At 60.6% G+C, this 25,456-nt stretch carries 11 protein-coding genes, 2 rRNA genes, 2 pseudogenes and 3 riboswitches (1 of these 18 cut by a window edge); of the genes and pseudogenes, 8 read left to right on the top strand and 7 right to left on the bottom strand.

Going from position 1 to position 25,456, the window contains the following annotated elements:
* The first annotated feature begins 166 nt into the window (after positions 1 to 166).
* On the top strand, positions 167 to 1,921 hold the full coding sequence (locus GMET_RS06020; protein ID WP_004512174.1) for a PASTA domain-containing protein: 1,755 nt from the start codon (positions 167 to 169) through the stop codon (positions 1,919 to 1,921).
* A 67-nt stretch (positions 1,922 to 1,988) separates the two neighbouring features.
* On the opposite strand, the gene GMET_RS06015 is transcribed toward GMET_RS06020, so the two are convergent.
* Entirely contained in the window at positions 1,989 to 3,545 is a 1,557-nt protein-coding gene (locus GMET_RS06015; RefSeq protein ID WP_238378984.1) for a S8 family peptidase, read from the bottom strand.
* 96 nt (positions 3,546 to 3,641) lie between these two features.
* A riboswitch (cyclic di-GMP riboswitch) is annotated at positions 3,642 to 3,718 on the bottom strand.
* A gap of 280 nt (positions 3,719 to 3,998) precedes the next feature.
* On the opposite strand from GMET_RS06015, the gene GMET_RS06010 reads away from it, so the two are divergent.
* The 5 genes from GMET_RS06010 to GMET_RS05990 all read left to right on the top strand — a co-directional run bounded on the left by GMET_RS06010 (position 3,999) and on the right by GMET_RS05990 (position 16,033).
* The gene (locus GMET_RS06010; protein WP_011365782.1) at positions 3,999 to 8,501 is read left to right on the top strand and encodes a hypothetical protein; all 4,503 of its coding nucleotides are present in this window, start codon (positions 3,999 to 4,001) and stop codon (positions 8,499 to 8,501) included.
* 12 nt (positions 8,502 to 8,513) lie between these two features.
* Entirely contained in the window at positions 8,514 to 12,269 is a 3,756-nt protein-coding gene (locus tag GMET_RS06005) for a hypothetical protein (RefSeq protein ID WP_004512177.1), read from the top strand.
* Between the two features lie 22 nt (positions 12,270 to 12,291).
* Positions 12,292 to 13,254, top strand: coding sequence for a hypothetical protein (locus GMET_RS06000; RefSeq protein ID WP_004512178.1), 963 nt, complete (start codon positions 12,292 to 12,294; stop codon positions 13,252 to 13,254).
* A gap of 85 nt (positions 13,255 to 13,339) precedes the next feature.
* A riboswitch (cyclic di-GMP riboswitch) is annotated at positions 13,340 to 13,416 on the top strand.
* Between the two features lie 62 nt (positions 13,417 to 13,478).
* Positions 13,479 to 13,555: riboswitch (cyclic di-GMP riboswitch) on the top strand.
* A 246-nt stretch (positions 13,556 to 13,801) separates the two neighbouring features.
* A complete protein-coding gene (locus tag GMET_RS05995) occupies positions 13,802 to 14,356 on the top strand; it encodes a c-type cytochrome (protein ID WP_004512179.1) in 555 nt (184 codons plus the stop codon).
* A 144-nt stretch (positions 14,357 to 14,500) separates the two neighbouring features.
* Complete coding sequence (locus GMET_RS05990) at positions 14,501 to 16,033, top strand: TolC family protein (RefSeq protein WP_004512180.1); 1,533 nt, start codon at positions 14,501 to 14,503, stop codon at positions 16,031 to 16,033.
* A 9-nt stretch (positions 16,034 to 16,042) separates the two neighbouring features.
* On the opposite strand, the gene corA is transcribed toward GMET_RS05990, so the two are convergent.
* Genes corA through GMET_RS05975 form a run of 3 tightly spaced genes read right to left on the bottom strand, consistent with a single transcriptional unit; the run spans position 16,043 to position 18,344 of the window.
* Positions 16,043 to 17,113, bottom strand: coding sequence for a magnesium/cobalt transporter CorA (gene corA / locus GMET_RS05985; RefSeq protein ID WP_011365781.1), 1,071 nt, complete (start codon positions 17,111 to 17,113; stop codon positions 16,043 to 16,045).
* A 26-nt stretch (positions 17,114 to 17,139) separates the two neighbouring features.
* On the bottom strand, positions 17,140 to 18,105 hold the full coding sequence (locus GMET_RS05980; protein ID WP_004512182.1) for a peptidoglycan-binding domain-containing protein: 966 nt from the start codon (positions 18,103 to 18,105) through the stop codon (positions 17,140 to 17,142).
* Positions 18,106 to 18,146: 41 nt separating this feature from the next.
* Positions 18,147 to 18,344, bottom strand: a complete 198-nt coding sequence (locus GMET_RS05975; protein ID WP_004512183.1) for a hypothetical protein — start codon at positions 18,342 to 18,344, stop codon at positions 18,147 to 18,149.
* Between the two features lie 460 nt (positions 18,345 to 18,804).
* On the opposite strand from GMET_RS05975, the gene gdhA reads away from it, so the two are divergent.
* A complete protein-coding gene (gene gdhA / locus GMET_RS05970) occupies positions 18,805 to 20,157 on the top strand; it encodes an NADP-specific glutamate dehydrogenase (RefSeq protein ID WP_004512184.1) in 1,353 nt (450 codons plus the stop codon).
* Positions 20,158 to 20,216: 59 nt separating this feature from the next.
* Here the strand turns inward: gdhA and GMET_RS05965 are convergent.
* A pseudogene (locus tag GMET_RS05965) lies at positions 20,217 to 21,326 on the bottom strand (ISL3-like element ISGme5 family transposase); the annotation flags it as partial.
* A 119-nt stretch (positions 21,327 to 21,445) separates the two neighbouring features.
* On the opposite strand from GMET_RS05965, the pseudogene GMET_RS18260 reads away from it, so the two are divergent.
* Positions 21,446 to 22,577 (top strand): annotated as a pseudogene (locus tag GMET_RS18260) (IS3-like element ISGme7 family transposase).
* Between the two features lie 160 nt (positions 22,578 to 22,737).
* Here the strand turns inward: GMET_RS18260 and rrf are convergent.
* Positions 22,738 to 22,854, bottom strand: a 5S ribosomal RNA gene (gene rrf, locus GMET_RS05950).
* A gap of 103 nt (positions 22,855 to 22,957) precedes the next feature.
* Positions 22,958 to 25,456 (bottom strand): 23S ribosomal RNA (locus tag GMET_RS05945) (it continues 457 nt past the right edge of the window).

Below are 25,456 nucleotides of genomic sequence, written 5' to 3'. Positions count from 1 at the left end.
GAACTGGCGGCCCGTTCCAATTCAGCCCCGGCAATTTCACCCCGTTTCCTTGATGCCGCGCGAGGCTGGTTTATACTTAATGAACCAACCTTTACCGGTACGCAGCAAGGAGGCCATGCCCGCCACAAACCTCACCGTCACCGACGCCTGACTGGAGGAAACCACAATGGAAGGCATATTCATCAGCTACCGCCGCGAGGAGAGTGCCGGCCACGCCGGCAGGGTCTACGACCGGCTGCGGGAACGTTTCGGCAGGGACCGGGTCTTCATGGACGTCTCCGCCATCGAGCCGGGAGTTGATTTTGTGGAGGCCATCGACCGGGCCGTGGGCTCCTGCGCGGTGCTCCTGGTAATAATCGGCCGGCGGTGGATTGACTGTACCGACGCGGCGGGCCGGCGTCGCCTGGACGACCCCCGGGATTTCATCCGCCTGGAAGTGGGGACGGCCCTGCGGCGGAACATCCGGGTGGTTCCGGTGCTGGTCCAGGATGCGGCCATGCCGGGGGAGGCGGATCTCCCCGACGACCTGAAGCTCCTGGCCCGCCGCAACGCCATCGAGATCAACGACACCCACTGGGACTCGGACTTGGCGCAACTGGTGGATACCCTGGGCAGGGTGCTGGAGGGGACGGTCGGAGCGGCTGCGCCGGGCGGTACCGGCGCCGTGCCGGCGGTACGGAAGAATCGGCTCGCCTGGCTCATCAGCTCCATCACCGCAATCGTGGTGGCGCTGGCGGGGCTCTTCACCGGCGTCGAATCGTTGCGCACCAGCTTCGTCAAGCTGTTCAAGGGATCGCCGCCCGTTACGACGACCGGCACCACCACCCCTTCCGGCCAGGGGCAGACTGAACCGGTAGCCATCACTGTGCCTCGGGTTACCGGCATGGAGGAGCAGCAGGCCGTCGAGGCCCTCCGCGTCAAGGGATTGCACCCCCAGGTGGTGCGGCAGATTGTGCCCGAAGCCCCACCGGGGACAGTGACTCAGCAGGAGCCGCCGGAGGAGACGAGCGTCACCGCCGGAGCGATGGTGAATCTCGTCGTGGCGGTTCCTCCTGAACGGCCGGAAGAACCGCCGCCCGGCGGACAGCAGGAGCCCCCTCCGCCGAAGCTCGTCACCGTGCCGAAACTGGCCGGGAAAACCCTCGGTGACGCCAAGGCTGCCCTTGCAACAGCCGGCTTGAGGGTGGGAACGGTGGAAAAGCGGAAAACCGACACGTCAGAGCCGGGCACGATCATCGGCCAGACCCCCAAGGCCGGCTCGAAGCTGGCACAGGGGAGAAAAGTCAGGTTGGTGGTAGCCGTAAAGCCCCCGGAACCGGAACTGGTGACGGTGCCCAACGTGGTGAAGCAGCCCCGGCAACGCGCCCTGAAGATGCTGGTGGATGCGGGACTGCAGCCGGGGGCCGAGACCCGGCGACCGACGACCCGGGCGCGTCCCGGAACAATCCTCGACCAGAAGATCAGGGGTGGAACCACGGCAAAGCGCGGGACACGGGTGGATCTGGTGGTTGCCGCGCCGCCGGACGCCGGAAGGACGGCAGAAGAGCCCACAGCGGGGAAGATGATCACCCAGGGAAGGGGCGAGATTCGCCAGACTTATCTGTTTGACCTGGATGCAGGGAGCATTGCCCAGAACGGTGACGCGGACATCTGGTTCGAGGCGGAAACGGAGACGGAGCGTTACCTGACGCCGCGCAATGGGGCTTCCCTCGGCTTCACCCGAGAAAAACCCACCTATGAAAACTGCTCGAAAGTCAAGATGACGCAGCGGCGCATCCCCATCCAAAGGATACCGGAGAACGCCAACGTCTGCGTCCGTACCAACCGCGGCAACCTGTCCGCCTTCAAAATCAGGGAACCGGTCGGCCCCAGCCCCGGCGTCATGAAGATCAGCTACATCACCTGGGAGGGGGTACGCTAGGGTAGCGTCGGAGCAAAGGATTGCATTGGGAAGGTGGCGCCGTTGGGCGGCGCCACCTTCATGCCGGTTACTTGCCGACGGTTACTGTCTCGGCACCGACGGGCGATGAAAAGTTGAGGGTTTCGGCGGTACCGGTGGGGGTCCACGAGCCGGTGAATATCCCATCCCCTGCTGCCAGATCGGGGTAGACACCGTCATCGCGCATGGTCAAGACCCCACCGGTGCTGAGGGAGACCGTGACAGGTCCGGCAGGCTTTGAGCAGTTGATGCTCAGGGCGGAAAGCGTCGTTGCCACACCAGGCTGGAGGGTGGCTGGATATGTCAGAGCGGAGAAGACGCGGCTGTCGACGCAGGTGAGAGAGCCGAAGGCGTCGATACGCCGGCCGGTGACAGTCTTGGCGGCCAGCGACGACGGGCGGTCGCCGCCGGAAAGGATGAGGTTTTTGATCCCCCGCCAGTCCATGGTCGGATACTTGGCCTTGATGAGCGCGGCCAGGCCGGTGACGTGGGGGGTCGCCATAGAGGTGCCGGAGAGGTAGGCGTACTGGTTGTTGGGATAGGTGCTCAGAATGGAGTACCCGGGCGCTCCCACCATGACGGTCCGGCGGCCGTAATTGGAGAACGAGGCTAAGCCGTCCGTCGACGTGGTGGCGGCAACAGCGATGATGTTCGGCAGGTTGTAGTCCGCGGGATAACTCGGGGTCGTGTCGTTGTTGGCAGCGGCGTTGCCGGCGGCGGTAATGAAGAGGATATCCCGCTGGCTGTTGATGGTGTCGTAGAGCGCCCGCGAATAGCCTCCGCCCCCCCAGCTGTTATTGGTGGCGACGATGTTCACCCCGCGGGATTTCATCTTCTTGACGTACTGTAGACACTCAATGGCATCGGAGGTGTAGCCGGAGCCGTTTGCATCCAGGAATTTGCAGGCCATGATCTTGACTGTCCAGTTGACCCCGGCCACGCCGATGCCGTTATTGCCGACCGCCCCGATAGTGCCGGCCACGTGGGTGCCGTGACCGTTGTTGTCCATGGGGTTGCCGTTGTTGTTTACGCCGTTGTACCCGTAGATATCGTCCACCACGCCATCCCCGTCGTCATCGATTCCCGGTTTGCCATTCAGTTCCGCCTGGTTGATCCACATGTTGGCCTTTAGGTCCGGGTGGTTGTAGTCGACGCCGCTGTCGATCACGGCCACCACGACCCCGGCACTCCCCGTGGTATTGTCCCAGGCCGCCGGGGCATTGATCTTCGCCATTCCCCAGGTGCTGTAGAACTTCGGGTCGGTGGGAATTTTCGAGGCCTTCAGCAGATAGTTCGGCTCCGCATACTCCACATCGTCGTCCGCCTCGAACTCTTTTACGGCATTCTCCACGCCGAGGCCCGGTCTGATCTTCACCTGCTCCATGTTGAGGTCACGGAATTCCTTCTTCCTCTCCGAGCCGTGCCTGCGGTGCCCCTCCGCCTTCCCTTCCTCGGAAACTCCCTCCCGGTACTTCACGATCAACTCCCCCTCCTTATAGGGAGCAGTCCCAGCGGCCGAAGCTGTCATCATCCCGGCATTGCCATATCCCGCCATGAGCACGACCATAAACAGCGAGCAAACGAAGCGTTCCAACCTTTTCTTCATCATCCATCCTCCCCTTTCGACGTGTCCCGGCTACTGGAGCCGCTTTTTCGTCCGGTCCGGCACAAAAAAAGCCGGGTCGGAATATCGATGCGATATTTCGGCGACCCGGCTGTCTCGGGGAGACCCTGTAGGCTTTCCGTCCCACCCTCGCGGATGGTTTAGTATTGTCGTCTATCTACTGGTGCAAAACTGGTCGTGTCTAAAATTCAAGTTTCCCTAAAATCGCCCGTCAAGAGGTCGGCCGTCAAGAACAAAATCAAGAGGTTAGCCGACAATAATTCGCCCCATCAGTAAGCGCGTTCTCCCTTTTGACAAACCAGAAACCGACAGTACACTTTTGTTAATTAGAATTTCCCCCACCCCGCCCTCCTCCTTTCTCCGCGGGGACACATTCGTTTCGATTGCCATATAACACCACGATGGCCAACATGTGATATGCCAAGGAGGGCATGCATGAAGACCCCTCGCCTCTCGTTTGAAACGCTTGCCGATCTCCAGATCCCCCGGCTCGACCCTGCCGAGCTTTCGCTGTCGGCCCTGCGCCGCGATCCCAGGAACGCCACCTTCGACTGGCTTGGAAAGGCGGGGGAAGTCATTCTCGGCCCACGGTCGACACGGACCAAGGCGGCTCCGCCGAAACCGGCCGCCAAGGGACCGCCGCCGAAGTTCATCACCATAGGTCCCTTCTCGCTCGTTTACAACCAGCTCCAGTTGACCCTTCAGGAACAGGGGGCCAGCCAGTTCTGGCATCTGGAGACCGCATGGTTTGGCGGCGCTCCCGCCCTGACGGTGACCCAGAAGGACGGCGGCGTGGATATCACTCTTGCCGGCGCCTTCTACCCCGGCACCACCATCCCCGCCTCACTCAGGGCCGCGATCCGTCTCGTGAACGGCACCTGGACCCTGCGCCTGCGGCTGAAGTACGGAAGCTTCGACGCCACCCTTCCCCTGTCGCCGTGGCTCGCCCGCACCCAACTGGCGCTGTCGCCGGTCCACCTGGACCTGGAATGCGCTCCCCTGGGCCCGGCCTCGGCCCTGGATGCCAAAGGGGGCGGCATTGCCGCCTTCACGGCGGACTGGCTCCTGGGAACCCTCACCATTGACGGTTTCCGCTTCCCCGGCTTTCCCGGCAACGTGACTGCCGATGCGGCCCTGGTGGGGCTTCTGCCGCCGGGCGCCCCGGCCTTCTTCCTCCCGAACACCCTGCGGCGGACCGGCATCCTCTTCGCCGCGGACCAACAGTTTCCGCTGCAGCCCGAGTTCGCGACGCCCGGCCCCACCATCCATTTGGGAGGGTTCCGCTTCGACGGGCTTTTCCTGGAAGCGGCGCTCCTCCCTAACGACCAGGCCATCCGCTTTCTCTTTGCCCAGTCAGTGGCCGATCCGACCCTGGCCGGGCTCGAAACCGGCGGCGGACTACGGGGAAGCGACGGCGCGCCGTTCCGTGTGCCGCTCCGCAACCCGCGCTACGGCCAGCTCTTCGACGACAGCCGCCAGCGGAATGTGGCCGGGCTCGTGGCCCAGGTGGACGAGGCCCCCTTCTGGCTCCACAGCCCGGGGGTGAGCCTCCTGCTGGCCCAGTCCCGCCAGGTTCCCTCCACCGGCATCCTGCAGATGGGGGCAACCCCGCCGGTCATGGTCTGCCGCCTGAGCCTCATGAAGAGCGCCCCCCGGGTGGAAGGGATGCTGGTCCGCCCCGAACCGGCCCCCCCCCGGTCCGAGGTCCTCGTCACCTGGCGGCCCCTTCCGGGCACCCTCCAACCCACCTTTGGCCATGTTGAGATCGATGCGGCGGCCGGCAGCACCACGGTGCGACTCCCCCGCAACACCTCCCTGGCCGTGGTCCGGCGCGACGACTTCCTCCACCTGGGGTACCGGTGGACCAACCTGCGGCTCGTGACCGAAGGGACGACGCGGCGCCTCCAGCCGCTGACCACGGGCCCCTCCTACCTGGCGGTGGTCTTCCCCCCCCAGAGCATCGGCGAGGAGACTTTTTTCGAGGCGGACCCGAGCTACAAGGTAAGCGATTCGGACATGCCCCCGGCTCAACAGGTGAAGGAAGGGCCGAGCATCGCCAACCCGCCGTCGCCGCCGGTGAAGGCCCTCATGGCAAAGCAGAGCCGCCTCGTCTTTTCCCTCCCCCAAGGGGACCAGGCGTTCCTCCTGAACGGCGCGACCATCCTCGACTGGCAACCCCTCACCCCGTCCCTGGCCCCCACGGCCCTGCCGGGATCGGTGCGGCTGAAGCGGCCGGGTCTCCCCCCCATCATCCTCCCGGGCCCCGAGCCGATCTTCAAGGTGGCGGCACCCCTCTGGAACCGCCCCCCGGTGGCGCTCACGAACCGCGCCGCGCCAGTGCAGCGGGTGACGGCAACCCTCGCACGTCAGACGGTCCTCGGGAACCTGCGCCCCATCGACACCATCAGCATCCTGCCGGGGCTCCTCCTGAAGCCGGCCCCCCCCTCGGCCACCACGACACAGATCGAGCTCCCCTTCCGCCTGATCATCTCCCCCAACCACCATGGCACCTGGGTCCACGCCAACGCCCCGGTGACCCGCGACGGCCGGACCGAGCTCTGGCACACGCGGCTGGCAGTGCGCGCCGGCGAGGCAGTCACCGAGGAGCCCCACCAGTACCGGACCGTGCGGGCCATCTGGTCCCGTGACCACGACATCCCTACCGACTTCGACAAGCCGTTCCTGATGCCCATGGACCAGGACGACCGGCGCCAGATCGTGGACCTGACCGCCGACTTCACCATCGGCACGCCGACCCCGGTCTCCATCAACAAGCTGATGCTCTCGTCCCTGGGGGGGTGGCTCGACAGCAACCTCCAGCTGTCGCCGCCGGCGGGATACTCCGTGGAGCAGTGGCGGCACCGGGCCACCATGGGGCGCGACCACTTCGTGCGGGTGGTCTACAAGGGGTTCCTCTTCCCCTTCGGCCACCGGGCGTCCCTGGTAAAAATCAGCGAGCGGAAGGTGGAGCTCTCTCCCACCGGCGACCCGGTGGCGTACATCAGGCAGCGGATGTTCATCATCGTCCGGGAGCCGGAGCGGACCTACGGTGGCAGTGCTTACGCCTTCAGCGGCCGCGAGACCCCCCTGCGGCGGGTCCGGATAACCACCGTCGTCACCCCCAACCTGAACCCGCCCCAGGAATCCCCCCTGGGTGCCGATCCGGGCCAGCGCCCCCTCGGGGGGCCGGTGGGAACGCCACCCATCGCCGCCTTCTGGCCCCGAGTGGGGCCGGGCGACTTCCTCTTCCACCTGAAGGGGTGGGACTGGGAGGGTCACGAGGTGGACTTCGTGATGCCCCTGGCCTTTGTCCGCTCCGACATGCTCGACAACGCCGCCGAGATCAAGGTGGCGGTGGATGCCTACAACGCCCCCAAGGAGAAGGACCGGCGCGCAACCACCCTCGGCGGCCAGCAGGTGGCCATGGCCGAGTCGACGGGGTATGCTGGCAAGACCACCTTCGACACGGCGGCCCTGAGCTTTGCGGCCCTCTCCCCCGCCGACGGCACCCGGGAGCCACCTTGCTACCCGAAGCTGGACCAGGCACAGATCGCCATTGCAGCCCTACGGCAGATGACCGGCAGCAACGATCCGGCCACGGTGGAGCTGGCTCCCCGGTATCTGGAGCACAGCTTCGACCCGGTGAAGAACAAGGCAGGGCTCTTCGCCCAGGTGCCGGCCATGGTTCCAGCCCCCTCCCTGGACTACACGGCCGGGAAGAGCTCCGACCGCTCAGGCGGGGTCGCCACCCCCAGCATGGCGATCCGCGGCCTCTCCCGGGAGCTGGGGACCGTGGGGGACACGGCCGACAGCTTCGCCGAGGGGAATTTCGACCCACTCCAGTTCTTCGCCGGCCTCAACGCCCAGCTCCTCGGAGGGATCACCCTGGCCGACATCCTCGACGCCCTGATCCCCGGCGACTTCCTGGACCAGGCCCCGAAGCTCGTCACCGCCAACAGCGCCACCGAGATCACCACGACGCTCCACTGGGAGACCACGAAACTCAAGGCCAGTGGCCCCTTCGTGAAGGGGGCCGCCGCAAAGCTCACCCTCGACAGCCTCCTCAAGACCCCCAAGGCGGGGGGAGGCAAGGCCTTCCAGCTGACGGGAAAAATCGTCGATTTCACCATCAACCTGGCTGATGTGGTGACGGTGAAGTTCGACCAGTTCTCCTTCACCTCCGTGGACGGCAAGAAGCCCGACGTCCACGTGGAAATCGCCGATATCACCTTCACCGGGGCCCTGGAGTTCGTGAACGAGCTGCGAAACTACCTGCAGCCGGCCAACTTCGCCGATCCCCCCTTCCTGGACGTGACTCCCCAGGGGATCACCGCCGGCTACTCCCTCACCATCCCGGCGGTCTCGGTGGGGGCGGTTTCCATCGCCAACATCGCCCTCGGCGCCCGGCTCACCCTCCCCTTCACCGGGGAGCCGATGCGGCTCCGCTTCAACCTCTCGGAGCGGCAGAGCCCCTTCACCGTGTCGGTGGCCCCCTTCGGCGGCGGCGGGTTCTTCGCCCTGGCCGTGGGGATGGACGGGGTGGAGACCCTGGAGGCCTCCCTGGAGTTCGGGGGCTGCGTGGCCATCGACCTGGGGGTGGCCAGCGGCGGCATCTCCCTCATGGCCGGCATCTACCTGAAGATCGACGTGAGCACCGACCACTCGCAGCTGACCGGATACGTGCGGGCCAACGGCGCCCTGGAAGTCATCGGCCTCATCACCGTATCGCTGGAATTCTACCTGGGGCTCGATTACGACTTCGGCTCCGGCAAGGCCTGGGGCGAGTGCCGGGTTTCCGTGAAGGTGGAGGTGCTCCTCTTCAGCGCCAGCGTCACCGTCACCATGAGAAAACAGTTCGCCGGGTCCAGCGGAGATCCGCCCTTCGGCGTCATGATGCCCCAGCCGCGCTGGGAAGCCTACGCCGCGGCGTTTGCATAGGGGGTAACTGCCATGAAACAGACAATCATATGGACCGCTCTTCCGAAAGGTATGAGCGCTGACGGAAAGAATCTCCTCCTGTCGGTGATGGTATCGCCCCGGCTCGACACCGAGGGACCGCCTCTGAAGCTCAGCGCCTTTCCCCCCTTCACCAACTGGCCGGCCCAGCCCCTCACCATCTCAATCCAGTTCAGCGGCCAGGCGCCAGTGGCCGCAACCATCATCCCCTCCGGGGCCGACCCGGCCCTCTGGCAGGCCCTCTTTCCGGCGGAGGAGACCTCGGTCCGCTCCTTTGTCCCTGCGGACCAGTCGAAGCAGCTCATCCACTCGTTCCCGGTGGCCAACGTGGTGGAGCACCTGCGCAAGCTCTACGCCGCCGTGGGGGTCGCCTCCCCCACCGATCTTCCCCTGATCGCCGAGCTGGCCCAGAAGGGGGCGACCCTGGTCCGCACCGTGGAGGGGCAGGGGCGCGAGTGGTTCAACCTGGACGACCATCTGGAAGCGGACCTCCTGGGCCGGTACAAGCGGCTGAAGACCACGGCCCTGCCGCCGGGGCCGCCGGAGCCGGCCATGGACTTTTTCCGGGCCAAGCACTTCCACCGTTTCAAGGGGGGGAACCGCGACAACCCGGTGCCGGTGCCCGACTTCGACTTCCACGAGGCCGTGGCCATGGTGGGGAACCACCCCCTCCTGATGCGGCGGCTCGGGCTCGTGATCGAGGTGAGCGTCCCCCTGGCCGGCCAGCCCGCCGGCGGCACCGTGCAGGTGGCAAGCGTGGGGCACGAATTCGTCAGCGACGACCAGCCCCTGCGGGTCCACTACCTCCTCGATACGGCAAAGAAGCGCTTCCTGCCGGCACCGGCGGCCACGTCGGACCTGGCGGACGGCATGCTCCGGCTCGGCACCACCGACTTCAGCATCCAGCAGGTGGACGCGGACGGCGCGGCCCTGAAGGCCATCGACTACGCCAACCAGCTCCAGATGCGACAGCAGGGGCGGCTCAGGACCGCCGACTCCACCAACGACGACGGCCTCCCGGCCCTGCGCTCCGGCGGGGTCTCGGTGCTCCGGACCGGCCGGGCGGTGCGGTTGGCCAACACCTTCAAGACCGTGACCCAGGCCAACACCAACCTCAATCCCCAGAACCCGCCGGAACTCTGGGCCGATGACGTGACCGGCGGGTTCCGGGTGGACGTGCAGGACGTCGCCGGCATCTGGCGCTCCCTCTGCCGGCGCGGCGTCACTTACCGCGTGGGGCGTCTCGCCGGCCCCCAGGCCACCATCACCGACTCGGACGAAGGGACCGTCACCGCCGCCGCCATGCAGGACGTGGACCCCACGAAGAACGACTTCTACCTCCACGAGGCCCTCTTCCACTGGGACGGTTGGAGCCTGGTGGCCCCGCGCCCCGGCGAGGCGATCCAGAACGACGGCCTGAGCCACGGCGAGAACCTGGGACCCGACGGCAAGGCGAGAAACCCCTCGAAAACCTCCCTCAACCTGGAGATCACGGCCGAGCCGACCCCCAAAACTCTCCCACGCCTGCGGTTCGGCGGCACCTACCGGATCCGGGCCCGGTCCGTGGACGTGGCCGGCAACAGCCTCCCCTACGACTCCACCGACGCATCCCAGGCCTCGCCGCAAGTCACCTACCGCCGCTTCGAGCCCGTGGAAGCGCCGGCCGTGGCCATCGTCTCAGCCGTCCCCCTCTCGAACCTTCCGGGGGAGTCGACGGCGCACCTCGTCATCCGGAGCTACAACGACACCCCGGCCGACGACGGCACCATCTCGCCCGAAATGTCGGAGCGGCTCCTCCTCCCCCCCCGGACCGCCGTGGCCACCATCGAGCAGTACGGTCTCCTAGACACTCCCACGGGGGTTGACGCCACCCCGACCACCTGGAACCGCCTGGCCGCCAAGGATGCGGCAGCCATCCCGGAGGTCTACCCGAACCCGGCAGCGCTCCCGACCGAGGTCCCCTACCTGGCCGACCCCTTCGCCGCCGCGGCGGTCCTGCGGGGGCTTCCCGGGACGGCGCCCGAGTCAAGTCAGGCCATAACCTTCGATGCCGCCCCCGGCTGGTGGCAGGGGAAACCGTTTCGCATCGCCATGATCGAGGGGAACGGCCCGCCCACCTGGGATTCGACGGAGCGCATCCTCACCGTGGAGCTTCCCAAGGCCGCCGTGGCAAAGGTGCGGCTTAGTTCCCGCGTCACCCCCGCCGATCTGGAGAAGCTCGCCGTCTGGAAGTGGATCGAGGATGAGGCCTTTGACGACGAGGAACGGGCGCGGCTGAAGCAGCTGGCCCTGGACGGGCTCCACTGGATGCTCACCCCCTTCCGGGAGCTGACCCTCGTCCACGCAGTGCAGCAGCCCCTGGCGCCGCCGGTCATCGAGGCCCTCAATCCCCGCAAAGCTGCCCTGGGGGACACCTTCGCCACCGTCGGGGGGACAGTGGGGGTCCACGCCCCGAGCACCGGCAAGGTAGACCTCCTGGCCCTCTGGAGCGAGCCCACCGGCATCGGCTTCGCCCGCAAGAGCGGCGAATCCCACGCCTTCGACCTCCCCGTGGCCTCGCCGGACACCCCGTCGGTGCCGTGGGGGGGCCGTCGCCACGAATTCGGCGACACCAAATACCGCAAGGTCAGCTACTACGCCACCGCCACCACCCGATTCCGGGACTACTTTGACCCTTCCCTCACCAGCGACGAATTGACCCGGCCCCCCAAGGCCGAGCTTCCCCCTGCCTCCGCCACCCACCTCTTCGAGACGGAGGTGCTCAACTCGGGCCGCCCCCTGGCGCCGAACCTCCTCTACGTGGTCCCCACCTTCGGCTGGGAGGCAGGAGAGGACGAGCGGGGAACCTTCAGCCGCCGCACCGGCGGACTGCGCCTCTACCTGGAGGAACCCTGGTTCTCCTCCGGCGACGGCGAGCTCCTGGGGGTAGTGGTCTGGCCCGGCGAGCGGGACTGGTGCCTTTCCGGCAAGCCGATCCGCGACACCTTCGTGCGGATCGAGGTGCCCGACGAACTGAAGCCCTACGCCAGCCAGTGGGGGCGCGACCCCATCTGGCTCTCGGGCCCCACCCAGCAGGTGCCGTCGCTCCAGAACTTCACGAAAGCCGTGGCGGTGCAGACATCCCTCACCATCGAGGAGCGCCCCGACACCCTCGTGGCCGTGGCCGGCCATGGGGTGGGGTACGACGAGGAACGCCACCTCTTTTACTGCGATCTGGACATCGATGCCGGCGACTCCTACTATCCCTTCGTGCGGCTGGCCCTGGTACGCTACCAGCCGAAATCCATTGCCGGCGCCGAGCTTTCCCGGGTGGTGCTGGCCGACTTCGCCCAGTTCGCCCCGGACCGGATCTGCTGGGTGGCCCGGGACGCCGCCGACCCGACGGCGCTCCGGATCACCGTCTCCGGCACCGGCTACCGGAGAAACGCCTCCTTCAACTGCACCGGCGAGATCGAGGCCCGGCTGGAGCGGTGGCTCGGCCCCGGCGAGGGGGACATGGGGTGGGTGCCGGTCTCCATGGCGCCGGTCACCCTCTTCAACGCCCAGGCCCTCAAAACCCTCTCCGTCTGGGAAGGGACCATCACCCTCCCCGTCGATGACCCCGATGCCCTCTTCCGGGTGGTGGTGGAGGAGTACGAGGCATTCCTGGGCGACGCGCCCGAAGCGGGGCTCACTGAGCGGTTCGGCTCGGGCCGGGAGCGGCGGCTGGTCTATTCGGATGCGGTGGAAGTGGGAGAAGGGAAATTGTGAGAGGTTCCGAAAGGAGGTAGGTATGCGAAGGCTCGCACTGGCAATGCTGCTTCTTATCTTCGCTTCTCCGGTCGCTGCCGAAGAAATTCACATACTCGGCGGATACGGAGTAGATTCAAACCCGAACCGCAAGGCTGGAGCTTATCAGATCGAATATCTGGAGGGGCTTGGGGAGCACTTCGCCTTCAGTCTTTCGTATCTGAACCAGGGGCACTTTCCCGAGCACCATCGCGACGGCAACTCCTTCAACCTCTGGCTCCGCACCAACCAGCTCCACCCCCAGCTCTCCCTGGCCGCCGGCATTGGCGTCATGTACTATTACGACACGACCCATCCGCCTCCCGGCACCCCATCCGAGGATGTCCACGGCCTGGCGAGCATGTACAGCCTGGCCGCGACCTGGTACACGGAAAGCCGCGTGATCTTCCAGCTCCAAACCTACTGGGTCAAGGCAAACGCCAGCTTCGACACCGTCTCGGCCCTTGTTGGGATAGGCTACCAGCTCGATGCTCCGCCCAAGCCGGGTCCGCTTGCCAAGGCGCCCCCCCAGACAAAGAGAACAACTGAAAACGAACTGACGCTTCTCGGAGGGCAGACAATCGTCAACGTCCCGGGGGACGGGCATTCGCAGGCTCTCAGCCTCGAATACCGGCGGGGGATCTGGCGTTTCGTGGAGATGACCGCCGCAGCCCTTTACGAGGGGCGAAGCACGCTGTGCGACCGGTACGGTCTGACCACCCAGCTCTGGCTCGCACGGCCCTTTTTTGACGATCATGTGGCGCTCGGCATCGGTTTCGGGCCCTATTTTGCCGTGGACCGTCGCCGCCAGAACGACAATGAGGTCTTCATCCCCACCATTTTCACCGCTTCGGCCGGTTTCCGCTTGACGCCACACTGGCTTATCAGGGCCTCCTGGAACCGCGTCATTACCAACTATAATCGGGATAGCGACATATTTATGGGAGGGATCGGCTACCGATTCTGAGACCTCTTTGTTTCTTTTTTGTTTTTTTAGGTTGACGTTCTATTTTTGATCATGTACTGTCAGATAAAAATTTTGCAGGGAAGATAGACGACAATACTAAACCATTCGCGAGAATGGGGCGGAAAGCCTACAGGGTCTTATTGAGACAGCCGGGTTGCCGAAATATCATTATGATAATCGGCCCCGGCTGTTCTGTTTTCCCCGTCTCTATCTTCAATATCGATAGTCGATAATACTAAACCATTCGTGAGAATGGGGCGGAAAGCCTACAGGGTCTTACTGAGACAGCCGGGTTGCCGAAATATCACCAGATATTCGCAACCCGGCTTTTTTGTTGACTGCAGCCTCAAAAGAGCCGGGATGCGAAGAACCAGGAAAGGGGGAACCTTCTGTCACCATGCTTCTGATACTTATAACCATGGGACAGACACAGTTAATGACGAGCAGGACATCTGCAACTAGTCATTGCTGAACGTAATCACGGATGAAAAAAAAGATGAAAGGGATTTCAACGATGATCAAAAACACAATGCAAGGAGTTTCAAACATGTCTAAAACTTTGAAGATGGCAGTACTCTTTCTGGCACTGACAATCGGACAAACAGCGGTAATTCCCTCAGGACATGCCGACGACGACTATGCAACGAAAATAAAGAAGGCTTCCCAGGAAAAGGCTGAGAAGGAAAAAAAGGAACGGGAGAAGAAGGAGAAGGAGAGCAAGAACCACAAACCGGCTCCGATTCCCAGGCCGAACCCGACGCCGGTCCCCCCGACTCCCGCGCCGGCTCCCAAGCCTATCCCTGCACCGGCCCCCAAACCGACCCCGGCGCCGACGCCGGCACCTACGCCCGCTCCGGCCCCGGCACCTGCTCCGACACCGGTTCCTGCGCCGACCCCGGCTCCTACTCCCGCTCCGGCTCCGGTTCCAGCCAAGACCTGGGCTCTGTACAACCAGTACTGCGCCGGGTGCCATGGCGCCTCGAAGCAAGGTAAAACCGCTGCCGCCATTCAGAGCGCCATCAGTGGCAACATCGGCGGCATGGGCTACCTCAGCAGCTCTCTGACCGCCGCTCAGATCACCTCTCTTGCTGCCGGTCAGTGACTCTCGGTAACACCACCAAACAGAGCCCTCCCCTCCCCGGGGAGGGCTTTTTTCTTTTGTCCTCCCACGACATCAAATCCCCCCCCCATGAAATCGCACCCGACAATGTTATAATTAGCCCACTTACCGATGGGAGGGCTAATCATGGACTTTACTTATCCGCCAACATGCTCCAAACAGTTCCGGGGGATCCTAAAGGTCAGCGTCCGGTATGCGCTCCCGCTGGCAATGGCCCTCTCCGCAAGCACCGGCCATTGCGACACCTTACCGGATACATTGAGTCTTTCACGGGGAATGGCAATCGAAATGGCGATCCGCAAGAACATCGATCTGCGGGTCGAATCTCTTAATTACTCAATGGCGGAAACGGACGTTGACCGGAGCTGGGGAATCTATAACCCGATTCTGGTAGTTTCCGGCACGGGCGGAGTCACATCCGTTCCGGGCGACCCCTTTTTCAGCAGCAGATACTCAACCGGCTCCATCGGCCTGACTCAGTATCTTCCGACAGGCGGATACTTTTCTGCATCAACCCAAAGCGGTTATACAAACGCCGAGGTCAGCAACCCGGACTCATCCACCTCGACCTGGCAGTCAACGGCGGGCCTCGCACTCTCGCAACCTTTGTTGAAAAATGCGGGGAAGCAAACGATGGAATTGAGCATAACGCTGGCTGCCAATGCGCTGGAGGATTCAAGGGAACGGTACCGCTTCACCACCACCGATACCGTTCTGGCCGTCATTACCGCATACAATCACCTCTACACCTTGCGGCAGACCCTGGAAACGAAGAGGGGAGCCCTGAAATCCGCCCAGGATTTCCTCGAAGAATTACGCAAAAGGCCAAAACCGACCGCCCTCCAGAAGATAGAGCTGGCCAACACGGAATACACCATCGCCCAGAGGCTGAAAGACCTCGTGGAAGCGGAGAGAAGTGTAAGTGACCAGGAAGCGAACCTCCGATACCTGATCGGAATGGAGCAAAAGACCCGGATCATTCCTGTTGATCCGCCCCCAAGAGAGGAGCCGCAGACAACGGAGGATCAGGCGGTCAAGTCTGCCCTGGAGTACCGCTCCGACCTGAAACAGCTCCGCATAACCTTGAAATCGTCTCAACTGCAGGAACGGGTGGCCGATCATCAGACATTGCCCGAACTCACTGTCAGCGGCAGCGGGGGCCTCACCGGGACCGGCACCAACTTTGCGGAAAGCTACCGGAAGGTAGCGCAGAAGCCGGGAACGTACTGGTCGGCGGGCATGCAATTAAACGTGCCGCTGGGCAACACCGCCGCCTATAACGATTATCTCAAAAACAAAATTAGGACCGAGCAGGTGCAAAACCAGATCGATGCGCTCGTATGGAAGATACGCAACGACGTCGAGGCCGACATGCGGGCGCTTATTTCCGCGCGGTTGCAGATACAGACGACGGAAAAAGCACTTCAGTACGCCGAGCAGCGTCACGACGAATACCGGAATCAAACCAGGGCCGGTGCCACGACGGTTCAGGATTTCATCAATGCGGAAAACGACCTTATTGCCGCCCGAAACGCCCATCAGGACTCAACGGAAGCATTCGCGTACGCCGTCTCGAAGCTGTGGCGCGACACCGGCGAGCTTCTCGACCATCAGGGAGTACGTATCACGAGCCCGGATCAACTCAAGTCGAACAAATAGGGGGCCGGCCTATATCCATTTCTTCCTTCTGAAAAAGACGAGCATCCCCCCGATCACCAGAAGCATGAGGATGAGCACGGCGGGGTAGCCCCAGCGCCAGTTGAGCTCGGGCATATAGTGGAAGTTCATGCCGTAGAGACCGGCAATGAAGGTAAGGGGCATGAAGAGGGTGGCGATGATGGTCAGCACCTTCATGACTTCGTTGGTGCGGTTGCTGAGGGTGGAAAGGTAGATGTCGAGGAGCCCCGAAAGGATATCGCGGAAGGTTTCCACGGTGTCAATGATCTGCACGGTATGGTCATAGACATCGCGCAGGTAGATGGCGGTCTCTTCGCGGACGAGGGACGATTCACGCCGTTCGAGGCCGCTGATCACCTCGCGGAGGGGCCAGATTGATTTGCGCAGAAAAATCACTTCCCGCTTGAGGATGTGGAGCCTGCCGACGGTTTCGCGCACCGGATTGGCCACCAGCTCTTCTTCGAGCCGCTCGATCCGCTCCGCCAGGCTTTCGAGGATAACGAAGTAGTTGTCAATAATGGCGTCGATGAGGGAGTAGACGAGATAATCGGCTCCCAGGGAGCGGATTTTCCCACGACCGGCCCGCAGCCGCTCACGAACCGGGTCGAAGGGATCCCCCGCAAGCCCCTCCTGGAAGGAGAGCACGAAGTTCTCACCCAGAATGAGACTCATCTGTTCGGCAGCCACCCCTTTGTTGCCGTTTTTGAGGGAGAGCATCTTGAGAACGATGAAGAGGTAGGCGCCGTAGTCCTCCCGCTTCGGGCGCTGGTCGGTATTGAGAATGTCTTCCAGCACCAGAGGGTGGATGCCGTAACATTCGCCCAGTTTCTGAAGGAGTTCGATGCTGTGGATTCCCTCCACATTGATCCAGCTGACTTCCGGCTGGTTGCGCAGAGGGAAACAGGCGGCAAGGTCGTCGGAAGCCTGTTCGTAAACGCCTTTCTCGTCATAGGCGATAATGGAGACCCGGGCCGCTTCGCGGTGCCGTTCGCCGATGTGAACGAGGGTGCCGGGGGGAAGCCCCGCCTTGGCGGAACGCTTTGTGACGAGCTTGTTCCTCATGGGGGTTGCGTTAGCGCCTCCGGGCATCAGAATGGCTTGAGCCCGATGCCGAACTGGTCTTCAAGGTGAAGATAGTTTCCGTGCACCATACCTTCACCGCAGGCGATGGCTACCTTGCGCTTGCGCACGTCCTCTATCCACCGCGGGTTAGAGGCCTCGGCCCGACGGTTTGCCACGATAATCAGGCGGGCTTCTTCAGTCTCGTCCTTACTCAGGTCGCCTCCCAACCGGGAGAAGTCGGCCATGATCTGGGATTTCACCAAGGGAGAGATGCTCCCGTTCTGGGTCTTGATGTCGAACATGAGCGCCACGCCACGCTCGGACCAGAGGCCATACTCGGCACAGAGGTCCTTGGCATCGCTGAAGAGCATGCCTGCGGCGCCTATTTGGATATTCTGGAACTCAGCGGTGCGCCCCAAGGTGGTGAGAAGCCCCTTCCATGGTTCGAACAGGCTAAAGCGCTGCTGGTCCTGGACCGAGCGGACCCAGGCGAGCTGGTCGTCCTTATCGGAGGTAAAAATGGCCTTTAACTCGGGAAAGTAGTCGTGGCAGATACTCTCCAGTTGGCTGGGGTACTTTTCCGCCATTTCCTGGAAGAGCGGCTGCAGCGACCCCTGGCCCAGATTCCACTGGAGAGCGCCGAAACTGAGCCCCTGGCCGTCGAAATCGCCAGAGACGACAGCAAAGCAGTGGGGTATCGGTTTGCCCGTTTCGATGGTGCCTGTCAGAGCCAGACAGCGATATGCCAGAGTCTGCTTGCCGATTTCGGGCTCCAGCAGCTTTTCACCGTGGAAAAGCTTTTTCCAGGTATCCTCCCCAACGATTCCATCCACATCCAGTCCGTTCTTCCGCTGAAAATTCTTCACAGCGCTTTCGGTGCCGCCACCAAAGATGCCGTCAGTATCGCCACTATAAAGCCCAAGCCCCGCCAACCGTGTCTGGATTGTCTTTACCTCTGCTCCCGTGCTTCCGCGTCGATAGGCGTTCGTCATGAATCCCTCCCCGGTCATTGTAATGATCTGCTGGAGCGTCCCTAGGCAGTCCCTTCGCTCGCAGATACCAGCGAGACGGGAAGTGGCGCCGACTCCCAGGTTACTTCGGGGAAGAGGGCGTTATCGAGACGAAGGTAGGTGCCATCGACCCCGGATTCGGCCCACCAGCATTCGTTGCCCCGGAGGGGAAGGTCCTTGAACAGATAGAGTTGCTTGTCCTTGTCTCGGGCTACGTACATGGCATCGGCTCCTTTTATCACGGATTCTCCACAAAAACAGTCAGTGTGGTTTGTTCAGGTTTCCCAGCTTCCCTCCCCTAGGCAAACAAGCCACCGATAGATCTCAAACCACCGTTCGGGGAGGAGTGGCGAAGTTCTAATGAGCAAAGTGTACTGTTGGTTTCGGGTTTGTCAAAAGGACATTCCGATTGCAGGCTCTCACAAAGTAACAAACCAGCGCTAAGTACTTCAAATACACAGCAGTGTACAATTATTAATCGCACAATGACCAATATTTAATCTCGAACTCGACGAACAACGATAGATTATGCCGCAAATTCGGGCAGATGCCTCTTTATGCATCGTCGGCGCATTTTTTGGTGCACCCTCTGCATATATAAGTGGCGCCAGCCAAGAAGGCAATTAACCCGATTCTGAGCACATGTTGAACAGGCTCACAATATCATCACAAGGAGGAAGCATGTCACCACAACTTATCGACGAAAGACTCGCAGGCATCTATCAGGATGTGCTCAAGCGCAACCCGGGCGAGGTGGAATTCCACCAGGCCGTGGCCGAGGTCCTGGAATCCCTCGGACCGGTCGTGACCAAGCACCCGGAATACCTGGAGCGCAAAATCATTGAGCGGATCGCTGAACCGGAGCGTCAGATTATCTTCCGGGTGCCCTGGCAGGACGACAAGGGGCAGGTCCACATCAACCGAGGCTTCCGCGTTGAATTCAACTCCGCTCTCGGCCCCTATAAGGGAGGCCTCCGCTTCCACCCCTCCGTCTATCTCGGCATTATCAAGTTCCTCGGCTTCGAGCAGATCTTCAAGAACTCCCTCACCGGCATGCCGATCGGTGGCGGCAAAGGTGGTTCCGACTTCGATCCGAAAGGGAAGACCGATGACGAAGTAATGCGTTTCTGCCAGAGCTTCATGACTGAACTCTATCGCCACATTGGCGAACACACCGATGTTCCGGCAGGAGACATCGGGGTTGGCGGCCGCGAAATCGGCTACATGTTCGGCCAGTACAAGCGGATCACTAACCGCTGGGAAGCCGGCGTCCTCACCGGCAAGGGACTCAAGTTCGGCGGATCCCTGGTTCGTCCGGAAGCAACAGGCTACGGCGCCACATACTTCATCAACGAAGCCCTCAAGGTACGCAAAGATTCCTTCGACGGCAAGACCTGCCTGGTATCAGGTTCAGGTAACGTGGCCATCTACACCATCGAGAAGATCCACCAACTGGGTGGCAAGTGCATTGCCTGCTCCGACAGTAACGGCGTCATCATCCACGAGAAAGGGCTTGATGTGGAACTGATCAAGCAGCTGAAGGAAGTGGAGCGTCGCCGGATCGCCGATTACGCCACCTACCACAAGGATGCCAAGTACATCGCCAACGGCAACATCTGGGATATCCCCTGCCAGGTAGCCATGCCATCAGCAACCCAGAACGAGATCAACGGCAAGGATGCCAAGACCCTGGTGAAGAACGGTTGTATTGCCGTGGGCGAAGGGGCAAACATGCCCACCACGCCGGAAGGGATCAAGGTGTTCATCGAGGCCCAAATTGCCTACGGTCCAGGCAAGGCGGCCAATGCCGGCGGGGTTGCCACCTCGGCCCTCGAAATGCAACAGAACGCCCAGCGCGATTCCTGGTCCTTCGAAGAGACCGAGAAGAAGCTGGAGAAGATCATGGTCGGCATTCACAAGCTCTGCTACGAAACTGCCGAAGAGTATGGCGACAAGGGGAACTATGTCACCGGCGCCAACATCGCCGGTTTCATCAAGGTAGCTGACGCCATGGTCGCTCACGGTCTGGTATAAGCAGCACTCGTTCATTCATAACCCCAAAAAGGCCCGGCATTGCCGGGCTTTTTTCAGGTTCATCCGGGAATTCCGGGGAAAGCGGCTCTGATCTTGAGAAAGAAGTATTCGTGATCCCGGAAGCCGTAGGCCATTCTTTTGATCACCTTGATCTTGTTATTGATGCCTTCGAGGATTCCGGTGTGAAGGGGCCAGAGGCAGTGGTTGAGGATTCCTTGGAGATAGCCCTTTAGCCGGCGGGCAAACAGGATGAGTGGCGGTATTCCACTCTCCATCGCCCTTTGGTGCCACTGCTCCCAGAATAGTCCCGCCTCTTCAATGCAGGTAAACTTCCACAGTTGCTTCAGATCGTCTTTGAGCAGGTAGACCGTAAGGAGGCTGCGGTTTGCCTCCAACAGTTCCTGGAGGCGAAGCATGTCGTCGCCCTTGACGTTCTCGCTGTTTCGTAGCAGCAACCACCGCGATGTTTTGACTACCTTCCGTGCCTTCTTGTCTTCCTTCAGGCGGTTTGCCTCATCGACTCGCACCCTGTCGATCACTTCCCTGCCATACTTCGCCACCACATGGAACAGGTCGTAGACTATGTCTGCCTGGGGCGAGTGCTGCTTGATTTCCTCCTCATATGATGCGTTCATATCCATCACGACCGCTTTGAGCCGTTTACAGCCATGTGGGCCAAGCTGCGTGAAGAAAGGACGGATACTCTCGCGACTCCTGCCTTTGCCGATCCATAAGACTTCCTTACGGTATGGCTCGATGATAACCGTCGCATAGCGGTGCCCCTTGTGAAGGGCGAACTCATCCATCCCGAGAACTTCGATGTTTGAGAGGTCGACGGTGCCGACCCGCTCTGTGAGTGAGCGCTTGTCGATTTCCTTCACCTGGTCCCAAGAAAGCCCCAGATACTGCGCCACGTGCTTCACAGACACGACACCACACAGTCGCGCTACGCTCTCTGCAAGCCTGCGCGTCACGCGGGCGTATTTCGCCAGCCATGACAGACGCTCCAGCGTTGGCCCACACTGAGGGCACAGCAGCCTGCGGCGGTGAACGATCAGATAAGTCTGAGCATCGAGAATCGGCAAATCTCGAATTACGCGCTTGGTCGTTTCATGGACGCTTGTGCAACGCCCACCGCACGAGCCACACACCATCTCATCCTGGGACAGGGTTGACCTTCCCCCCATCATCCAGCCATTTGGAAGTTAGTGATTTGGCCTTGTGACCTTCCCCCTGTAAACTGATCCAAAAAATTGTGTTAGTCTTTCGGAATCCGAAAGGGGGCATAATGAAAAAATCTAGGTTTACAGAGGAGCAGGTAGCTGCGGCAATAAGACAGGCAGAATCAGGAGTTCCAGTTGCTGAGATCTGCCGTCGTCTTGGAGTCACTGAAGTCACCTTTTACCGCTGGAAGAAGCAATTTGCCGGCATGGGTGTGACCGAACTGAGAAAGCTACGTCAACTCGAAGACGAGAATCGCAAGCTCAAGTCATTAGTTGCCGATCTGACCCTGGACAAGCACATGCTTCAGGAGGTCATTGCATAAAAGCTGTGAAGCCGGCGCGCAAGCGGCAGCTGGTTGAGTTCCTCCGAGTGGCTTTCAAGGTGAGTGAGCGCCATGCCTGCCGGCTGATACGATTGCAACGCTCAAGTCAGCGCTACCGGCATCGCCGTAATGAACAGATTGCCTTGCGCATTCGGCTCAAAGAGCATGCTGCCGCTCGTCCTCGCTTTGGGTACTTGCGGTTACACATTCTGCTGCTTCGGGAAGGCTGGCAGATCAACCGTAAACGCGTTTATCGATTGTACCGGTTGGAATGCCTTAACTGCGCCACAAGAAGCCTAAAAAGCGAATTTCGGCCTTGAGGGTTGCTCATCCTGCACCGCAGAGACCTAATGAGTGTTGGAGCATGGACTTTGTTTCTGATAGCCTCCATGATGGTAGGCGATTTCGGGCCTTAACGATAGTCGATAACGTAAGCCGTGTTAGTCCGGCAATTGAGGTCGGAAACTCGCTCTCGGGGCGCCGGGTAGTCGATGTGCTTGAAGGTCTGGCCTATACATATGGCCTACCGAAGGTAATCCAAGTCGACAATGGACCGGAGTTCACCTCGAAGGCGCTGGATGAATGGGCTCACCGGAGAAAAATCAAGCTTCAGGTCAGTCGGCCAGGCAAACCAACCGACAATCCGTTCATCGAGAGCTTCAACGGTCGGCTCCGGCAGGAATGTCTTGATCAAAGCTGGTTTATTTCAATAGAAGACGCCCAGATGAAAACCGAAGAATGGCGTGTAGATTACAACGAAAACCGGCCGCACAGTTCACTTGAAAACAGGGCTCCTAGCGACTTCCTGGATGCTTGGAACCAAAATCAACAAACCGAAAAACTAACACATCTTTTGGACCAAAAAACGGGGTAAGGTCACTAGACAGAAATCACTAAGTTTGCAATGGTTCAGTTTCTGGGGGGAAGGTCAAACTAGGATTGAGGGAAACGAGGCGATTGGAGGGTGGGGTAAAAGCACTAGGAACAGCAAAAGCCCCGCCCTCAGAGAAGAGAGCGGGGCTTTTGGATAAAACTCCCGGCGGCGACCTACTTTCCCACACAGCTACCCGTGCAGTATCATCGGCCCAGAGGGGCTTAACTTCCGTGTTCGGGATGGGAACGGGTGTGACCCCCTCGGCATAGCCACCGAGAAACCTTGTAAATGTATCTTTCCAATCACATGAGCGAGATGTTTAACGGGGTAAATATGGGGGGTGGGGTTACCACCCCCGTCAAATAGTTCGGGAAATAATTATGATCAAGCCTCACGGCCGATTAGTACCGGTCAGCTGAGCGCATTGCTGCGCTTACACACCCGGCCTATCAACGTTGTGGTCTACAACGGGCCTTCAGGGGATTGCTCCCAGGGATACCTAATCTTGAAGGAGGCTTCCCGCTTAGATGCTTTCAGCGGTTATCCTTTCCGTACATAGCTACCCAGCGACTGCTCCTGGCGGAACAACTGGAACACTAGAGGTACGTCCATCCCGGTCCTCTCGTACTAAGGACAGCTCTTCTCAAGTATCCTGCGCCCACGGCAGATAGGGACCAAACTGTCTCACGACGTTTTAAACCCAGCTCGCGTACCGCTTTAATTGGCGAACAGCCAAACCCTTGGGACCTACTTCAGCCCCAGGATGCGATGAGCCGACATCGAGGTGCCAAACCTCCCCGTCGATGTGAACTCTTGGGGGAGATCAGCCTGTTATCCCCGGAGTACCTTTTATCCGTTGAGCGACGGCCCTTCCATACAGAACCGCCGGATCACTAAGACCTACTTTCGTACCTGCTCGACTTGTCTGTCTCGCAGTCAAGCTCCCTTATGCCTTTGCACTCTACGGCTGGTTTCCAATCAGCCTGAGGGAACCTTCGTGCGCCTCCGTTACACTTTGGGAGGCGACCGCCCCAGTCAAACTACCCACCAGACAGTGTCCCCGACCCGGATGACGGGCCTAGGTTAGACACCCAAAACAACCAGGGTGGTATTTCAAGGTTGACTCCACCGAGACTGGCGTCCCAGCTTCATAGTCTCCCACCTATCCTACACAAGCTATTCCGAATGTCACTGTCAAGCTGTAGTAAAGGTTCACGGGGTCTTTCCGTCTTGCCGCGGGTACTCGGCATCTTCACCGAGAATTCAATTTCGCTGAGCCACTGGTTGAGACAGCGCGGAAATCGTTACGCCATTCGTGCAGGTCGGAACTTACCCGACAAGGAATTTCGCTACCTTAGGACCGTTATAGTTACGGCCGCCGTTTACCGGGGCTTCGGTTCAAAGCTTCGCTTGCGCTAACAAATCCCCTTAACCTTCCGGCACCGGGCAGGCGTCAGACCCTATACATCGTCTTGCGACTTAGCAGAGTCCTGTGTTTTTAGTAAACAGTCGCTACCGCCATTTCTCTGCGACCCTCTTCGGCTTCACGTGCGAATCGCTACACCTAGTGAGGGCACACCTTCTCCCGAAGTTACGGTGTCAATTTGCCGAGTTCCTTAACCAGTGTTCTCTCAAGCACCTTAGGACATTTATCCTCACCCACCTGAGTCGGTTTACGGTACGGTCACCTGCCGTCTGAAGCTTAGAGGCTTTTCTTGGAAGCATGGGATCAACGACTTTGCGGGGATACCCCCTCGTCATAACGCCTCAGCGTTGAATGGAGAAAGGGATTTGCCTCTCTCTCCCGCCTACACGCTTAAACCGGGACGTCCAGCACCCGGCTCGCCTACCCTTCTCCGTCCCCCCATCGCAACGACAAGTGGTACAGGAATATTAACCTGTTTCCCATCAACTACGCCTTTCGGCCTCGCCTTAGGGACCGACTAACCCTCAGCAGATTACCTTTACTGAGGAACCCTTGGGTTTTCGGTGTGCGGGTTTCTCACCCGCATTTTCGCTACTCATGTCAGCATAATCTCTTGTGATACCTCCAGCCGTCCTCGCGGTCGACCTTCGCAGGCTTACACAATGCTCCCCTACCACTCGCATCTTAAGATGCGAATCCGCAGCTTCGGTACCATGCTTGAGCCCCGTTACATTTTCCGCGCAGACCCACTCGACCAGTGAGCTATTACGCTTTCTTTAAAGGGTGGCTGCTTCTAAGCCAACCTCCTGGTTGTCTGGGCATTTCCACATCGTTTTCCACTTAGCATGGATTTTGGGACCTTAGCCGACGGTCTGGGCTCTTTCCCTTTTGACTACGGATCTTATCACCCGCAGTCTGACTCCCGTGATAACAGTTAGTGGTATTCGGAGTTTGATTGGGTTTGGTAATCTGGTAGGACCCCTAGCCCATTCAGTGCTCTACCCCCACTACTTACTTCACGAGGCTATACCTAAATATATTTCGGGGAGAACCAGCTATCTCCGAGTTTGATTAGCCTTTCACTCCTATCCACACCTCATCCCCTGGCTTTTCAACGCCAGTGGGTTCGGGCCTCCACGAAGTGTTACCTTCCTTTCACCCTGGACATGGATAGATCACCCGGTTTCGGGTCTACTCCCGGCAACTCATGCGCCCTATTCAGACTCGCTTTCGCTGCGGCTCCACTCTATGAGCTTAACCTCGCTGCCGAGAGTAACTCGCTGACTCATTATGCAAAAGGCACGCGGTCACCCCTGATATACATGGGGCTCCCACTGCTTGTAGGCATACGGTTTCAGGTTCTATTTCACCCTCCTCATTGGAGTACTTTTCACCTTTCCCTCACGGTACTAGTGCACTATCGGTCAGAGAGTAGTATTTAGCCTTGGGAGAT

Origin of the sequence: Geobacter metallireducens GS-15 (assembly GCF_000012925.1) — a bacterium.
Classification (GTDB): Bacteria; Desulfobacterota; Desulfuromonadia; order Geobacterales; family Geobacteraceae; genus Geobacter; species Geobacter metallireducens.
The sequence above is the reverse complement of the archived record's forward strand: the minus strand, read 5'-3'. Positions and strand labels throughout refer to the sequence as shown.

Bases quoted from the DNA above. Each gene is read 5' to 3' on its own strand.
- GMET_RS06020 (WP_004512174.1), top strand. From the start codon at position 167: ATGGAAGGCATATTCATCAGCTACCGCCGCGAGGAGAGTGCCGGCCAC.
- GMET_RS05990 (WP_004512180.1), top strand. From the start codon at position 14,501: ATGGACTTTACTTATCCGCCAACATGCTCCAAACAGTTCCGGGGGATC.
- GMET_RS05975 (WP_004512183.1), bottom strand. From the start codon at position 18,344: ATGTACGTAGCCCGAGACAAGGACAAGCAACTCTATCTGTTCAAGGAC.
- GMET_RS06010 (WP_011365782.1), top strand. From the start codon at position 3,999: ATGAAGACCCCTCGCCTCTCGTTTGAAACGCTTGCCGATCTCCAGATC.
- corA (WP_011365781.1), bottom strand. From the start codon at position 17,113: ATGAGGAACAAGCTCGTCACAAAGCGTTCCGCCAAGGCGGGGCTTCCC.
- GMET_RS05995 (WP_004512179.1), top strand. From the start codon at position 13,802: ATGTCTAAAACTTTGAAGATGGCAGTACTCTTTCTGGCACTGACAATC.
- GMET_RS05980 (WP_004512182.1), bottom strand. From the start codon at position 18,105: ATGACGAACGCCTATCGACGCGGAAGCACGGGAGCAGAGGTAAAGACA.
- GMET_RS06015 (WP_238378984.1), bottom strand. From the start codon at position 3,545: ATGAAGAAAAGGTTGGAACGCTTCGTTTGCTCGCTGTTTATGGTCGTG.
- gdhA (WP_004512184.1), top strand. From the start codon at position 18,805: ATGTCACCACAACTTATCGACGAAAGACTCGCAGGCATCTATCAGGAT.
- GMET_RS06000 (WP_004512178.1), top strand. From the start codon at position 12,292: ATGCGAAGGCTCGCACTGGCAATGCTGCTTCTTATCTTCGCTTCTCCG.
- GMET_RS06005 (WP_004512177.1), top strand. From the start codon at position 8,514: ATGAAACAGACAATCATATGGACCGCTCTTCCGAAAGGTATGAGCGCT.